The sequence below is a fragment of the Streptomyces sp. NPDC004658 genome, from assembly GCF_040609555.1.
In the GTDB taxonomy this organism is placed as follows: domain Bacteria; phylum Actinomycetota; class Actinomycetes; order Streptomycetales; family Streptomycetaceae; genus Streptomyces.
On the sequence record NZ_JBEXKG010000001.1, the window covers coordinates 150,586 to 164,909 of the forward strand.

A 14,324-nucleotide genomic window follows, 5' to 3' on the forward strand; every position below is an offset into this window, starting at 1 on the left:
TCGACGGACCAGGCATGATCAAAACGGTTCGGCTTTCGAAGTGGTGTCGCGGTGACGAGCCGTCGACGGGGCGTCACGCGGACACCTCCGGAGCCCCCACATACGTCCCGTGCCGCCGGTAGTAGCGGTCGGCGACCGCGTTGGCGTCCTTGCACGGCTGGCACGGTGTCTCGCCCCGGCGGTGGTGCCGGCTGTACCCACTGCGCGTGCCACACCGGACGCTGGACGACGGCCGGGACTTCCGGACGCCGTCACGCGCCAGCCCGGGAGCCGCGGGGACGGCCTGCTCGGGGAACCAGAGCTTCAAGGTGGTTCCGCTCGCCCCGACTCGGGAGGCGACCACGGAGTACGGCAGACCCCGCTCCAAGAGCAGGCTCGCGGTGTAGCGGGCCTCGTCCGGGGTGAGCGTCCAGCCCTTGCGGAGCCCGTTGGCGGCCAGCTCGACAGCGACCAGGTCGAGCAGGACCAGGCCCTCCGGCGTGGCCATCCAGACGGTGGGCACGGCCAGCTTGGTGACCGAGATCCAGTCGCGGTGACGGCCGGACAAGACACCGGTGACGCGGGCGTCATAGGTCGTCATTCGCTCACCGCCGTCACGTCACGGACCCACGCGAGCGCGGTGTCGTCCAGCTGCTCGCGGGCCCGGGTCACGGCCACGTACGCGAGACGGCCTTCCTCGCGCGGCAGGATCACCAGGCCCGTCTTCTGGTCCGGCTTCGGCGCCCGGAAGTCCGCATGGATGCGCACGGCCGGCCACTCGCGGCCCTTCGACCTGTGCGCGGTCGACACCACCAGCTCGGCTTGCTCCTCCGAGCACAGTCCGTCCGCGGCGGCCACGATGCGCGCGGGGCCGTGCTCGTCGATGAGCTTGACGAGGACCTCCAGCGAGCCGTCCTCCTCAGCGGCGTACTGGCGGACGTCGTCCCACGACGCGAACCCCATCAGCTCGGGGTGGTCGGTGGGCTGGCCGCCCTGGAGGGCTTCCGCGGCCCAAGCGAGGCGCTTGATGTCGCCGCCTCCGCCGACCAGCGCGACCTTCCGGCCGGTGGCCAGGGCCTCCATGACGATGCCCATCGCGCCCGCGTTGGTGCGGCACAGGATCGCGTCCGGGGCGTCCAGCGGTCCAACGCTGGACTCGGCGGCCTCCCAGCCGGTGAGTCGGAGCGGGGCGCCGATCAGCTGTAGCCAGACGTTGGCGCAGTCGGCGATGGCCGGGCCGAACCGAAAGCTCTGCGACAGGGTGAGTTCCGGGCAGCCGAGTTCGCGGACGAACTTGGTCAAGGCGTCGTTGGCGCCGCGCCAGCTGTAGATCTGCTGGGCGGAGTCGCCGACAGCGATGCGCTGCGCGTGCTCCTGGGCGAGCAGGACGGCGGAGAGAACGTCGTTGGTGTCCTGTGCTTCATCGAGGAGGACCACGTCTGTGGGGATGCGGGGCTGCGAGAGGGCCCACATCTTCAGGTAGTGGTCGTGGGACAGGTTCAGGACGCTGTCGTCCCGCTTCAGGTCCTCCCACGCGGCCCGGGCGACCGGGAGCACGAGCTTCTCCAGCTCGGCGCGGCTCTTCTTCAGGCCGTCGTAGTGCGGGATGTGGCGGGTGCTGATCTCGGTGTCGGCGCTGTGGCAGTACCGGGTGACGGTGTCCAGCGCCATCCGCATGATGATCTTGGACGTCATCGCCTTCTGGCCGCCGACGTCCGTGCGGATCGCCGGGGTCGCCCCGATGATGCCGAGGATCTTCCGGACGTCGAGGGCCTGCGCGGCCTGGTGCGCGGTCTGGCGGGGCCGCTGGAGACGCGCGCCGTACTTCGGGTCGAAGGCCAGGCCGTGACCGGTCTTGCACACGACCGTGCCGGGGAAGGAGCGGCGCGCGTCGGCGGCGATGGACGCGTTGTAGGCGACGTACGTCATCCGGCGCCGTGGGTCGGACCGGGCGATCATCTTGAGGGTTGAGGACTTGCCGCATCCCGCGCCGGCCTGGAGGACCAGGTCGAGCCCGTCGCCGTACGCGGCGATGGCTTCGGCCTGCTCGTGGGTGGGGTTCACCACTGTGGTGCACCTCCTTTCTGGGAGGCGGGCCCGCCCCGCATGGGGGGAAGTCGGGGCGGGCCCGCGGTCAGTGGTGAATCAGGCGGCCTGGTTGGCGGCCGTGGCCCGGGCGTCGTTCTCCAGGCCCTGGATCATCGCGGCGAACTCGTCCGGCGCGTTCTCCCGCTCGCTGTAGTTCGAGAGGGTGTCGAGCAGGTCCTTGGCCTCCCCGATCAGCAGCTCGTTCGCGGAGCCGACGCGGCGGCCCACGATCAGCGACGTCGCACGAAGACGGGCGTCGCGGCCCGTGACGCCGAGCGCGTTGAACAGGGCGTGCATCATCCGCATCTGCGGGGCCGTGACCGGTGCGGGCGCCTGCTGAGGCTCCTGCGCGGCGGGTCGGGCGTGAGCCGGAGCGGCCGGCATGTCGTCGGACGGCTCCGGGTCGCCGGAGTAGGCGGCGGCGGCAGCCTCGGCGTCGGCGGCCGGCGCCGACGGAGCCGTGACGCCCGTCGTGACGGGCTTGACGGCCTGCCCGTACTCCCGGATCAGCGCCTCCAGGGTCGTCGGCGCGCCCGTCACCGGGTGCAGGTGCCCGGAACCGAGCAGATTCCGTGCCTTGGCCCGGGCATGCAGCTCCAGCGCCCGCTCGTACGTCAGACCCTCGCCGGTCAGCTCGTCCACGATGACCTGTACCGGGTCCACGCCCTGACCGAGCTGCTCCAGGATCAGCTCAGCGACGTCCTCACCGGGGTGGTGGATGACCATGCCCTCCAGCGGCTCGTACCGCGTCTTGGTGATCGTGGCCGTCCCCTGGACCATGTCCATCACGACGTCCAGCTCGTACTCCGCGCCCTCGCGCTGCACGGCCTTGGTGCCGACCTTGGTGACGGTCTTGCCCTCAATGACGTAGTCGTTCTTCGTGCGCATCGTCACGATGAGGTGGCCCGCGAAGTTGAGCATCGCGTCGAGCATGTCCTGCTCGATCGGGTTGGCGTCCTTCCAGGCGCCGAAGGTGCCGCCCCGGGCCTTCGCGCCGGTCTCCTCAACGATGCTCAGGAGACCGCCGCGCCCGTTCCAGAAGTGGCTCCAGGAGTCCACGATCAGCACCGCGATGCCTGCCGCCTCGGCGGCGTGCACGGCCTGGATGAGGTTCCGCGGGTCGTGGGTGTCCATCGGCATGTGGCCGAACGCGTGCCCGCCCAGCTCCGGCCGACCGGGCACCGGGGCGTACTTGAGGGCGGAGCGGCGCTCGGTGTCGACCAGACCGATGGTGCCGCCCTGGGCGAGGCCCTCGGCGATACGCAGGGCCGACTTCGTCTTGCCGGAGCCGGCCGGGCCCTGGATGCCGATCCGGGCCCGGGCGGTCTCTCGGGTCGCCGGGGTGAAGCTGAAGGTCGTCATGACGTGCTCCGGTTGCGCTGAGGCGGAAGGGCGGGACGGAAGGGCGCTGCGGCCAGGTGGCGGAAGGCGTTGACGACGCGCATGGCCGCGCCGTACTCGCGCCGCTTGCGGCGGAAGGAGGCCTCGGTGTCGGTCGCGGTGCGCCGGTACTTGCCGGACAGGTCTCGCTCGACGGCGTCCGCCAGCTCCTTGCCGTTCTCGACGCGGAGTTCAGCGAGGAGTTGAGCGGCCTCGTTGGGCCGCAGGGCCCTGTCGGAGGTGAGCGCCTTGTAGGCGCTGGCGTACGCGCTCACGACGCGGCAGCCTCCTTCCGGGCGCTCTGGACGGGGACGTCCTCCCAGCGGCCCTCGCCGAGGTGACGGGAGAGGGCGATCAGCCAGCCGCGCGCCGCGTACTCGCGTGCCTTGCGCATGGCCTGCGCCTTGTCGCTGGTGTGGAACTCTGCGGTCCTGCGGCCCAGGCCGGGGCCGAGCGGGTAGGTGTAGCGGACGCGGAAGGCGCGCTCGTTGCGGGTCTGCTCACGGGCGTGGTGCTTGCGACGCTTCACTCGGCGGCCTCCTCGTCGTACTCGGAGGCGACCTCCAGAGCCGTGACGGTGTAGCCGAGCGGTCGCTCCTCTTCGCCGACGCGTCCCACCAGCTCGGCGATGCCGTCCTCTTCGTCCTCGATCCAGTCGAGGGCGACGGTGGGCAGGTCACGACGGGCGCGCGCCTCGCAGTGTGCGCGTGCCGCGTCGGCGGTGGTGTAGCGGCCGAGGGTGATGGAGTCCCACGACGCCCGGTAGTGGATCGTCGCTACGGACTGCGCGCTCTCCAGTTCGGCGATCCGTGCTTCGGCGTCCAGGAGCCGGCGCAGCACCGGAGCCATCCGCTCTCCCGTGTAGGAGACCAGGTTCAGGCAGTACAGGTCCTCCCAGGTGGGGTGCTCGTGCTCGCGACGGCCGCGGATCGACTCGCCCAGGGACAGGAGGAGCGAGTCCCGGGCGGGCAGTGCGTTGCCGATGTGCTTGGCCAGCGTGGCGCGCTGATCCGGCGACAGCTTCGGCAGGGCGCCGCTGTACCTCGCGCGCAGCCGTTCCAGCTCCTGGGCACCGCCTTCGGGGACGAGCATCCCGAGGCGGTACAGCGTTTCGGCGGCCTGCGACGCCATCTCCTCAGACGACAGGGACCACGCCGTCCACAGGTGCTTGCGAGTCGTGGACAGCAGGTCCTCGGCTGAAGCATCCAGAGCCATGGGCGCGGTCTGGTCTTCCGCTTCCTCCGTGGTGCCGTAGAGGGCGGTGTGGATGCGCTCAGCGAGGGCCATGACGCTGCCGGACCAAGTGTTCCGGGTCTCGCCGTACTTCTCGGTGATCTCGACCTGCATGCCCGCGAGCGCCGCTCCCGGGATCAGCTTCTGGATAGCGGTCGTGATGATCTGAAAGGTGGCCTTGCGCCGGTAGTGGGTCACGCGGCCTCCCCACCCTTGGCGGTGACGGGCGTCTCCACGTCCCGGACGGGCGTCAGCGGGCCAACCTGCTGCACGAGGTTCGCCAACGAGCACCGCTCCGATCGGCCGTCCAGCACCAGCAGCGGCATACCGTCGTTCGCCCGCTCGCCCTGGAAGTACCAGACACCGCCCTGCGAGTCCCGATGCGGACGCGCCAGGTCGTACACGAAGCCGTCCAAGTGGAACGGACGACTGGCGGTCTCCGCCGCCCGGGCCCGCACCTGCGGAAGGTCGTACACCACGACACTCACCCGGACACCGTCCCGGTAGCCGTCACCGGCCACCGCGTACGGCAACGGCCGCTCCTTGTCGTGGGTGATCCCGAACCAGCGGCGCCACTGTGCCCACTGCGCCTGGTCCGTGACGTGCAGCGCGACCAGGACCTGGTCCCCGTCGGTGCGCAGGCTCTGGAACTCGGGGTGGTCGCCGATGTGCCGCTCGATGGCGGCGGCCACCAGGCGGGCCCGCTCGCAGGAGGCATCCCAGGCGAGCGCCTGCTGCTCCAGCTCGGTCAACTCCCGGCCGGCGGTGGGCGCCTGATCCGCAACCGGCCCGTACGACCGCTCCGGGTCGACCAGGAGCTGCTCACCGTCCAGCGCATACCCGATCGAGGTCGCCAGGTCGCCGGTGTTGGCGGCGATGGCCGCGCGGATGACACGCAGGGCGTGAGGAAGGTTCCTGTTCACGCGGCCACCCCCTGGGCGGTCAGGGTGCGCTGCATGGACTTCATCGCGCGGAACGTGACGGTCTTCATGGAACCGATGCCCTTGCCCATCCGGGCGGCCGTCTCCGGGATCGACAGGTCCTCGAAGTAGCGGAGCCGGATGGCCTCGCGCTGGTACGGCGTGAGGGCCTGCATGGCGGCCGCCACGGCCTGGCGCGCCTCGGCGGCGTCCAGGTGGCGCATGGCGGACTCCTCGGCGCTCGGGTCGAGGTGACCACCGTCGACCGGCTCAGCGGTGGGGAACTCGCGCGTCGTGCGGTGGAGCTTCAGGTGGTCGAGGTACAGGTTGCGGGCGATGACACACAGCCAGCCGACGAAGCCAGCCGTAGTCGGACGGGGCCGGAAGGTGTCGATCCGGCGAAAGGCCCGCAGAAACGTCTCCTGCGTGAGGTCCTCGGCGAGGGTCCGGTCCTTCGTCCGCGCAACGAGGTAGCGATACACCTCGGGCTTGTGGTCGTTGTAGAGGGTGGCGAAGGCGTCGCGGTCGCCGGCGACGGCTTTCGTCACCAGCTCCACCTCCGCCGGGGGAAAGATCGCGGCGGTAGCCTTGAGAGACACAGCCAGCTCCTGACGTTGGGTTTTGGTCTGTGGGGGCCGTTCCGGGTCGCATCCGGGGCGGCCCCGTGTGGTTCAGGCGGCGCGCTGGCGCCGCATGGAGTCGAGGACGGCGTAGGGGTCGAAGCGCCGTGACTTGCCGACGTAGATGAGCCCGGGCCACAACTCGCCCCGCTCCGCCGCCTCCTGGATCTGACTGTCGATCCAGCTCATGGACTTGCGGAGGAACTCGGAGAGCTCCCGCTGGTCCATCAGCCGTTCCGGCAGGTCGGACTTCCGGCGTTCGCCGCTCTTCGATCTCCGTGTAGATGTAGATTCGGCGAATGTGAGTACGGGCGTCTCGAACAGCTCTGCGACCTCCCGGCCGAGAGCCTCGGCGATGAGGTTGGCGGTGTGGTCACTGCATTCTTCGCGGGCCGTCTTGCCCTTGCCCGCGACGAAGCCAACCATCGCCCGGGACAGGCCGACGCCCGCGGGGTCGACTTCCTTCGTCTTGGCGGCGAGTCGACCGATGTCCAGCCCGGCCGCCTCCATGGCGGCCCGCAGCGGGGCACCTTTGTCCAGTCGTCGCATGGTGAACCTCCGGCCTGTGGCCGAATTCGGGTCGCCCAGGTCCGGCTGACCTGCGCTATCTACAATCTACGAGTAGATGTGTATGGCGTCAAGAGGGGTTCACGAGGGTGTGGGAGGGGCGCACAGGGGCGTGCGAGGGTTGTGTAGATCACCCCTGGTGAGCATCAGATATGGGTCAACGGTCTGCGATCTACTTGCGCATGTAGATGCGCATGGCCGATCCTCTGACCGTGAACAGCCACCAGAACCACCCCGGCGAGCAAGGCCCCGCCGAGGACCACGCCCAGAAAGGCGAGGACCTGGCGGCACTACTTACGCGTCTCCTGGCCGAGGTGCCAGACAAGACGCAGAAGGACCTGGCTGCTGAGGCTGACGTCACCTACGTCACCCTCAACGCCTGGATGAACAGGACGCGCGGCACCTCACGGGTCGAACCGGAGACGCTCCGACGCCTGGCGGACACCCTGCGCCGCTGGGGGGTGGACGTCTCACCCGCGGACCTGTTCCGCTCCGTCGGCCGGCGGGTTCCAGGGCCGACGAACGAAGAACGCGAGCAGCGCCTGCTCAAGCTCTACCGGCAGCTTCCAGAGGACAGCCAGCGCGACCTCGTCCGGTACGCCGAGGCGGCCCTGCGGCTCAGCCGCGCTCCACAGTAGGAACACAGGGTTGCCTAAGTTTCCGTGACTTTTGATGAGCCATGGGGGGTGCTTGAGACTCGTTCAGCGGCGAACCATCTCGCTGGCGAATATGCCAAATTATCTTCTAGTCGTCTTCACACACAGGTACGATCAGTCACCCGCTGTCCTCCCAGAGCGGATCACGTCATGTGCCGTCGTACCCATGGGGGACACCTGTGTGCATTCGCATCGCCGTGGTCGATGATCTCCCGGAGATCGCCCACTGGGACCCGCGCGAGGTCACCATCCTCGTAGACAGGGGCACCCACCCCCACGATCTGATCAGAGAGCTGCACGCGATCCTCACGATCGACCTCGGCGCACCCGACGTTCCCGGCGCCGGCCTCCACTGCTTCTGCGGCGAACCCGTTGAGCTGCCTCCCGCACTCACCTCCGCCGTATCGCGCCCGGCGCACTGACTCTCTGATCAGGAGCACACCCGATGGTGCGCAAGAAGGCCCCTGCCAGGCCCAGCAACAACCCCCGACCGAAGCCGTCGATGAGGTGCGGCTGCCCGGTCTGCCTGAAACGGTTCCCTGGTGACCGCCCCCCAGCCGACGAACACACCGGCACATGGGAGGCCCGGTACACCGACCCTTCCGGGAAGGAGCGCAGCAAGACCAAGCCGACATACACCGAAGCCGTCGAGTTCCTGGAACAGACCCGTACCGAGATGCGGCAGCGGACCTGGATCGACCCGGCCCGCGGTGAGATCACCCTCTCCGCCTGGTGGACGTTGTGGTGGCCGACCCAGACGAAGGGGGAGCACCGCATCGAGCACTGGAGTCAGTCGCAGCTGCGGGACGAGGGCATGTGGCGCAACCACATCGCCCCGCGGCTCGGCAGCTACAAGCTGTACGAGCTGGCCTGGCTGGAGATCCAGACCTGGGTCAACGGCCTGCACGACGCAAACGGCGGCCCGCTCGCCGCCAGCTCGGTGACGAAGTGCTTCCAGGTGCTCGACAGGATGCTCACCGCGGCCAAGCTGGACCGGCGCATCCCCTTCAACCCAGCCGAAGGCGTCCGGCTGCCGACGGCGAAGAAGAAGCACCCGGAAGACCGCCGGCCCCCGAGCTACGCCCAGCTCTGGCTGATCCGGCACAAGCTCCCCGACTACTTCCACAACCTGCTCGTCGTCGCCCAGGAGACCGGTCTCCGCTTCCAGGAGCTGGCCGGACTGCGCTGGTGCAACGTGGACTTCGAGGGTCGCCGCATCCACGTCCGAGAGGTGCTCATCGAGCCGCGCGGAAAGATCAAGCGGAAGGCGTACCCCAAGAGCGACGCGGGCCTTCGCACGGTCCCGATGACCGGGCTCGCGGCGCGCGCCCTGCGGGAGCTGTGGGCGGCAGAGCCGGGCGCGAGCCGCGTCGTGTCCGAGCCGAAAGACGGTCTGTGCGAAGACGAGCTGGTCTTTCACGGCCGGAACAGGGTTCGCCGGGGTTCCCGGAAGGCCGGCGGCGAGGGTGAGCCGTACCGTGCGCCGCTCCGTCGCAGCGCGTTCCGCCGGCTGTGGATCGCAGCGATCCAGGCGGCGGGTGTCGCGCGGAAGGCAGTTCGGGTGGTCACTGCCATGCGCTGGGACGAGGAGGCCGGCAGGGTCCGGTCCGTGGAGGAGGAGCGAACGGACTGGTGGCCCGACTTCCACCACATCCGGCATGCCTACGCCTCACGGCTGCACAACCGAGGCGTGCCAGAGGTGATCGCTCAGGAGATCCTCGGGCACGAGCGCGCGGGCGAGGTCACGTGGCTGTACACGCATGCGGCGGCGGACTACGCGGGCCAGGTGCTGGCCGCGCTTGAGGAGGGCAAGCCGGGCGTTCCGCCGCGCAGGCCGGGGCGGCTGAGAGTGGTGACCGCAGCGTGAGCTAGCCCGGGGCTAGCCCGGAACTAGCCCGGGAAGTAGTTGTGCCGCACAGGGGTCCACAGGGTACGGCCCGTGTAGACGGACGTAGACGCGTCGCTGAGCTGCGCACTTTCTGACCTGCGAAGATCAATTGAATAGGCCTGATTCCTGATAAGGATGAGGCCACAGGTTCAAATCCTGTTAGCCCCACCAGCGAGAAGACCCCCGGTCCATGAGGACCGGGGGTCTTCTCGTATCGCGTACCGGTGAGCCCCGGCTTTCGCACCTGGAGCGTCGGCCCCGCCCGGCGAGGAGGGGTGCCGGGGGAAGAGAAAAGGCCCGACCGCTGGCGACGGGGGATGCACCAGCGATCGGGCTATGGCCAAGGGTAACAAGGTTGTCGGTTGTGTGGGGGCAAGTCCGGGGGGAATCGGGCAGGTTGGCCGATCATCGACCGCACGGGGGGTCGTAGCCGAGGCGCGGCAGGTACTCGTGCCAGCGCCGGGGGGTGAGGACGCCCCGCGTCACCGAGCAGATGTGGCGGATCGCCGTGTCGGCGTCCAGGCTCCACAGGCGGACCGTGTCGGTGCCGCTGGAGACGCCGAGGACGTGGCTGTTGGGGCTGAAGACGAGGAAGTTGCCGGTCTTGGCGTTGGGGCTCATCGACTGGCCGATGGCCGTCGGTGCGGCGGGATCGCCGACGTTCCACAGGCGGACCGTGTTGTCGTTGCCGCCGCTGGCCAGGGTCCGTCCGCCGGCGCTGAACGTCAGGGACGTGACCGCCTCGGTGTGACCGGTGAGCGGCTTGCCCAGAGGTCCGGCCTGGGCGGGGTCGGTGGTGTTCCACAGGCGGACCGTGTCGTCGTCGCTGCCGCTGGCCAGGGTGTGGCCGTCCGGGTCGAAGGCGAGCGCGTTGACCGGGCCGGAGTGCTCGGTGAGGGGCGTGCCCAGCGGGCGGGCGCGTGCGGGGTCGGTGACGTCCCACAGCCGGATCGTGCCGTCCGCGCTGCCGCTGGCCAGGGTGTGGCCGTCCGGGCTGAAGACGAGGCTGTTGATGTAGCCCCGGTGTCCGGTGAGGGGGGTGCCGAGGGGGGCCGGGCGGTGCGGGTTCCGTACGTCCCACAGCTGGACGGTGCGGTCGTCGTAGGCGGTGGCCAGGGTGCGGCCGTCCGGGCTGTAGGCCAGCGCGTCGGGCCCCATGAAGCGGGTGCGCAGACGCAGCGGGGAGCCGGCGGTGACCGGGTGGGCGGGGTCGGTGACGTCCCACAGGTGGACCGTCCGGACGCCGGTGAGGACGGCGAGCGTGCGGCCGTCGGGGGAGAACACGAGGGAGCGCTGGTCGCCGTCGGCCCGCATGAACGGCTCGCCGAGCAGGACGGGCCGGTCGGGCCGCGTCACGTTCCACAGCCGCAGCCTGCCGTCCCGGGCGGCCGTGGCGAGCACCCGGCCGTCCGGGCGGAACGCCCCGCCCCGGCCGATCATGTCGGAGGTCGGGACCGACCACAGACGCACCTTGCCGTCCCCGCTGCCGGTGGCGAGGGTGCGGCCGTCCGGGCGGAACCCCAGGGCGTACATCTCGCCGCTGCTGCCCGCGAGCGGCTCGCCGACCTGGGACGGGGAGGCCGGATCGCTGACGTTCCACAGGCTCGCCGTGCTGTCCGCGCTCGCGGCGGCGAGCCGGCCGCCGTCCGGGCTGAACGCCACCGACCAGACGGGGCCGGTGTGGCCGGTCAGCGGCTGGCCGACCGCCGCGGCGCGGGCCGGGTCGGCCACGTTCCACAGCCGGATGGTGTCGTCCGCGCTGCCGCTGGCCAGGGTGCGCCCGTCGGGGCTGAAGGCCACCGAGTGCACGAGGTCCGTGTGCCCGCGCAGTGTCCTGACCGGCTCCGGCCGGCGCGGCGCGGACACGTCCCACAGCCGGATGGTGTCGTCGTCGCCGCCCGTGGCGAGGGTCCGCCCGTCCGGGGCGAACGCCACGCAGCGCACCGCGGCGCTGTGCCCGCGCAGGGTGGCGAGGGTCCCGGGCCGGCGCGGGTCGGTGACGTCCCACAGCCGCACGGTGCGGTCCTCCCCGGCCGTGGCCAGCGTGCGCCCGTCGGGACTGAAGGCGACCAGGTAGATCGTGCCCTGGTGGCCGGTGAGCGGCTTGCCGAGCGGGCGGGCGTGCGCGGGGTCGGTGACGTCCCACAGCCGGACCGTGCCGTCGTCGCCGGCGCTGGCCAGGGTGCGGCCGTCCGGGCTGAAGACGGCACTGCTCACCCAGCTGGTGTGGCCGGTCAGGGGGGCGCCGAGCGGCGCCGGGTGGTGCGGGTCGGTGACGTTCCACAGCCGGACCGTGCGGTCGAAGCTGGCCGTCGCCAGGGTGGCGCCGTCCCGGCTGAAGGAGGTGAGGTAGACGGCGCCGGTGTGGCCGGACAGCGGGGTGGCCAGCGGCGCGTTCACGATCGAGATCAGGCGGCTGTACGTGCCCTCGTCCCCGGGGCGCAGCTGGTGCGCGACCAGGTCGAGCTGGGCGGCCAGGGACGGGTCGGTGTGCTGGACCCGGTCGGCCTCGGCGAGGACCTGCTCGAACACGGCGTCGTCGCGCTGCTTCCAGGCGATCACCGCGGTACCGGCCGCGAGCACGGCCAGCGCCACCAGCGCCGCCACCGCGGCCCGGCTCAGCCACACCGACCGCTTGCGCAGCCGTACCGAGGCGGCCAGGAACTCCACCGCGCTGCGGGTCAGGTAGGTGTCCCCGGCCGACCGGGCCCAGTTGCGGGCCTGCTCCAGCCGCGACCCCCGGTACAGCAGCGAGCTGTCCCGGCCCGAGTCCTCCCAGGCCCGGCCGTCCTCCTCCAGCCGCTGGCGCAGCAGATGGTCGCCCCGGCCCTCGTCGATCCAGTGCCGCAGCCGGGGCCAGGCGTGCAGCAGCGCCTCGTGGGTGATCTCGACGGTGTCCGCGTCCAGCGTCACCAGCCGGGCCCGCACCAGGGCCTCCAGCGACTCCTCCGTCTTGCCGGGGTCCGACGACTCCTCCGCCAGCTGCCGCCGGGTGCCGCGCCGGCGCGTGGCCTGGGTGTCCTCGCCCAGCCGGACCAGCCGCAGCAGCAGCAGCCGGGCGGCGGTCCGGGCCGCCGGGTCCAGCCCGGACCAGGCACGCTCGGCGGTCGCCGCGACCGCGCCCTGGATGCCGCCCGCCGCGCGGTAGCCGGCCAGCGTCAGCCGGCCCGCCTTCCGGCGCTGCCAGGTGGCGAGCAGCGCGTGCGAGAGCAGCGGGAGCACGCCCGCGTCGTGCGCGCCGCGCGGACCGTCGGCGCTCACCTCGCGCACGATCAGCTCGGCGAGCCCCGGCTCCAGCTCCAGCCCGACCGCCTTGGCCGGACCGGTCACCGCCTCGCGCAGTTCGGTGCTGGTCAGCGGGCCGAGCACCATGTGCCGGTGCTGGAGCGCGTCGGCCAGTTCCGGGTAGCCGAGGCACTGCTCGTAGAAGTCGGCGCGGATGCCGAGGACGACGCGGACGGGCGCGGGCCCGGCGGAGCCGGCGGGCGGGGTGCAGGCGGCGTGCAGGAAGTGGATGAAGACGCGCCGGTCCGCCTCGTCGGGGCAGAGGGTGAACGTCTCCTCGAACTGGTCCACGATGACGACCGGCCTGTCGTCCGGGGCCGTCGCGCGGTCCGCCCAGGCCGTGACGGCCTCGCGCACGGCCGGGGCGATGTACGGGGCGTCGCAGCCCGGCAGCGCCGGGTTCCGTGCCGCTTCCCGCTCGGCCCTGCGGGCGTCGGCGGCGACGGCGGCGAGACCGGGGATGCGGCGGACCAGCTCGCCCAGCGGATCGGCACCCGGGACGAGCTGGAGGACGGGTCCGGGCGGATCGGCGGGGTGGTCCGGGGAGCGGTCGCCGGGGTGGTCGGAGGAGTGGTCGCCGGGAGGGGCGGGGTGTGCGTCGGCGGAGCGGTCGGCGGGCTCCTCGGAGCGGGCGGTCAGGGGCGGAGGTGACGGGACCCGGCCTGGGAGACCTCCGGCGGGCGTTCCCGTGCTTCCGGTGGGTGTCCCCTCCGCGCCCCCGCCCCGGCCGGCCGCGCCCAGGGCCCCGCCCCGGACCGCCGGGACCAGGCCGGCGTTCAGCAGGGACGACTTCCCGGCTCCCGAGGCGCCGACCAGCATGACCAGCCCACCGGATCGCTCGGCCGCGCGGAGCTGGGCGACGAGGGCCTTCGTGCTCCGTTCCCGGCCGAAGAACCACCGGGCGTCCTCCCGCCGGTAGGGGGCCAGCCCCCGGTACGGACACACGCCACCGGCGACGGGCGGGGCCTGGGCCGGGGGCCGCCGGTTCTCCTCCGGGGGCGGCGCGGGCCGGTCGCCGGCGGGTCCGGCCACCGCCAGCTCCCACAGCCGCTGCCAGTGGGCGAGGTCGTACAGGCCGGCGGAGACCGGGGCGGGACGCAGGCGCCGCGCCTCCGGGATCAGGATGTGCAGGACCGCCGCGAGGGCGGCGAACTGGGCGGGCACGTTCCTGGCCCGGCGCCAGTCGCTGATCCGCTGCGCGGACACCCGTACCGGCCGGCCGCGCTCATCGGTCCGCTGCAGCCGTACGACCGCCTCGGCGACGCTCTTGAGGGGAGGGTTTCCGGCCTCCTTGTACAGCAGCGCGAGGCGCTCGGCGAAGGCTGTGCGTGCCCCTGAGTCGGAACTCAAGGTCCCACCCCTTACTTCCTCCGCGTGCGACGTCCGGACCGGAAAACTCACCTTATACGTCTGACCTGCGGTTAAGGGCCGGACCGGAGACCGGAACCTCCTCTGCGGCGGCGACAGATGGCAGGATCCGAACCCGGTATCGGATCCGTCACACACCGTCCGGACAGGCCACCGGCTCAGCGCTCGGAGAGACCGCCCATGGCACCGAACGTTCTCGGTCAAAGTCGGCCACCTCGCGTCGCGCCCGCCGGGTGAGCCTCCCGCACACCCCGCACGTACGCCCGCCCCGCCCGAGTCGCCCCGCGTACCCCCGGAAACCGTCCCCGTCCTTCGACCCGCGCCGCTCCGCCGACTTGGC

Annotated in this window: 13 protein-coding genes; 3 read left to right on the plus strand and 10 right to left on the minus strand. The window is 71.5% G+C overall.

What is annotated here, in order from left to right; all coding sequences use genetic code 11:
• Positions 1-73: 73 nt before the first annotated feature.
• The 9 genes from ABZV94_RS00820 to ABZV94_RS00860 form a co-directional block, all read right to left on the minus strand.
• Positions 74-580, minus strand: coding sequence for a hypothetical protein (locus ABZV94_RS00820; protein ID WP_356335784.1), 507 nt, complete (start codon positions 578-580; stop codon positions 74-76).
• On the minus strand, positions 577-2,046 hold the full coding sequence (locus tag ABZV94_RS00825; protein ID WP_356335785.1) for a UvrD-helicase domain-containing protein: 1,470 nt from the start codon (positions 2,044-2,046) through the stop codon (positions 577-579). The genes ABZV94_RS00820 and ABZV94_RS00825 overlap by 4 nt, the downstream gene beginning before the upstream one ends.
• Before the next feature lie 78 nt (positions 2,047-2,124).
• Complete coding sequence (locus tag ABZV94_RS00830; protein WP_356335787.1) at positions 2,125-3,429, minus strand: AAA family ATPase; 1,305 nt, start codon at positions 3,427-3,429, stop codon at positions 2,125-2,127.
• Entirely contained in the window at positions 3,426-3,722 is a 297-nt protein-coding gene (locus ABZV94_RS00835) for a hypothetical protein (protein WP_356335789.1), read from the minus strand. The genes ABZV94_RS00830 and ABZV94_RS00835 overlap by 4 nt, the downstream gene beginning before the upstream one ends.
• Positions 3,719-3,976 (minus strand): hypothetical protein, encoded by a 258-nt coding sequence (locus ABZV94_RS00840; protein ID WP_356335791.1) that lies wholly within the window; start codon positions 3,974-3,976, stop codon positions 3,719-3,721. Before ABZV94_RS00840 ends, ABZV94_RS00835 begins: the two co-directional genes overlap by 4 nt.
• Positions 3,973-4,878 (minus strand): hypothetical protein, encoded by a 906-nt coding sequence (locus ABZV94_RS00845; protein ID WP_356335793.1) that lies wholly within the window; start codon positions 4,876-4,878, stop codon positions 3,973-3,975. Before ABZV94_RS00845 ends, ABZV94_RS00840 begins: the two co-directional genes overlap by 4 nt.
• Positions 4,875-5,603, minus strand: coding sequence for a BN159_2729 family protein (locus ABZV94_RS00850; protein ID WP_356335795.1), 729 nt, complete (start codon positions 5,601-5,603; stop codon positions 4,875-4,877). Before ABZV94_RS00850 ends, ABZV94_RS00845 begins: the two co-directional genes overlap by 4 nt.
• On the minus strand, positions 5,600-6,199 hold the full coding sequence (locus tag ABZV94_RS00855; RefSeq protein WP_356335796.1) for an RNA polymerase sigma factor: 600 nt from the start codon (positions 6,197-6,199) through the stop codon (positions 5,600-5,602). Before ABZV94_RS00855 ends, ABZV94_RS00850 begins: the two co-directional genes overlap by 4 nt.
• Positions 6,200-6,271: 72 nt before the next feature.
• On the minus strand, positions 6,272-6,769 hold the full coding sequence (locus tag ABZV94_RS00860; protein ID WP_356335798.1) for a hypothetical protein: 498 nt from the start codon (positions 6,767-6,769) through the stop codon (positions 6,272-6,274).
• A gap of 212 nt (positions 6,770-6,981) precedes the next feature.
• Here ABZV94_RS00860 and ABZV94_RS00865 point away from each other — a divergent pair, with 212 nt between their 5' ends.
• The 3 genes from ABZV94_RS00865 (at position 6,982) to ABZV94_RS00875 (ending at position 9,310) form a co-directional block, all read left to right on the plus strand.
• Positions 6,982-7,425: a helix-turn-helix transcriptional regulator gene (locus ABZV94_RS00865; RefSeq protein WP_356335800.1), complete on the plus strand. Its 444-nt coding sequence runs from the start codon at positions 6,982-6,984 to the stop codon at positions 7,423-7,425.
• A 215-nt stretch (positions 7,426-7,640) separates the two neighbouring features.
• Positions 7,641-7,865 carry a hypothetical protein gene (locus ABZV94_RS00870; RefSeq protein WP_356335802.1) on the plus strand — a complete coding sequence of 75 codons (225 nt, stop codon included), beginning with the start codon at positions 7,641-7,643 and terminating at the stop codon, positions 7,863-7,865.
• Positions 7,866-7,888: 23 nt separating this feature from the next.
• Positions 7,889-9,310, plus strand: coding sequence for a site-specific integrase (locus tag ABZV94_RS00875; RefSeq protein ID WP_356335804.1), 1,422 nt, complete (start codon positions 7,889-7,891; stop codon positions 9,308-9,310).
• A gap of 426 nt (positions 9,311-9,736) precedes the next feature.
• Here the strand turns inward: ABZV94_RS00875 and ABZV94_RS00880 are convergent, their stop codons facing one another.
• Positions 9,737-13,966, minus strand: coding sequence for a WD40 repeat domain-containing protein (locus tag ABZV94_RS00880; RefSeq protein WP_356335806.1), 4,230 nt, complete (start codon positions 13,964-13,966; stop codon positions 9,737-9,739).
• Between the last annotated feature and the right edge of the window lie 358 nt (positions 13,967-14,324).

Bases quoted from the DNA above. Each gene is read 5' to 3' on its own strand.
- ABZV94_RS00820 (WP_356335784.1), bottom strand. From the start codon at position 580: ATGACGACCTATGACGCCCGCGTCACCGGTGTCTTGTCCGGCCGTCAC.
- ABZV94_RS00830 (WP_356335787.1), bottom strand. From the start codon at position 3,429: ATGACGACCTTCAGCTTCACCCCGGCGACCCGAGAGACCGCCCGGGCC.
- ABZV94_RS00860 (WP_356335798.1), bottom strand. From the start codon at position 6,769: ATGCGACGACTGGACAAAGGTGCCCCGCTGCGGGCCGCCATGGAGGCG.
- ABZV94_RS00865 (WP_356335800.1), top strand. From the start codon at position 6,982: ATGGCCGATCCTCTGACCGTGAACAGCCACCAGAACCACCCCGGCGAG.
- ABZV94_RS00875 (WP_356335804.1), top strand. From the start codon at position 7,889: ATGGTGCGCAAGAAGGCCCCTGCCAGGCCCAGCAACAACCCCCGACCG.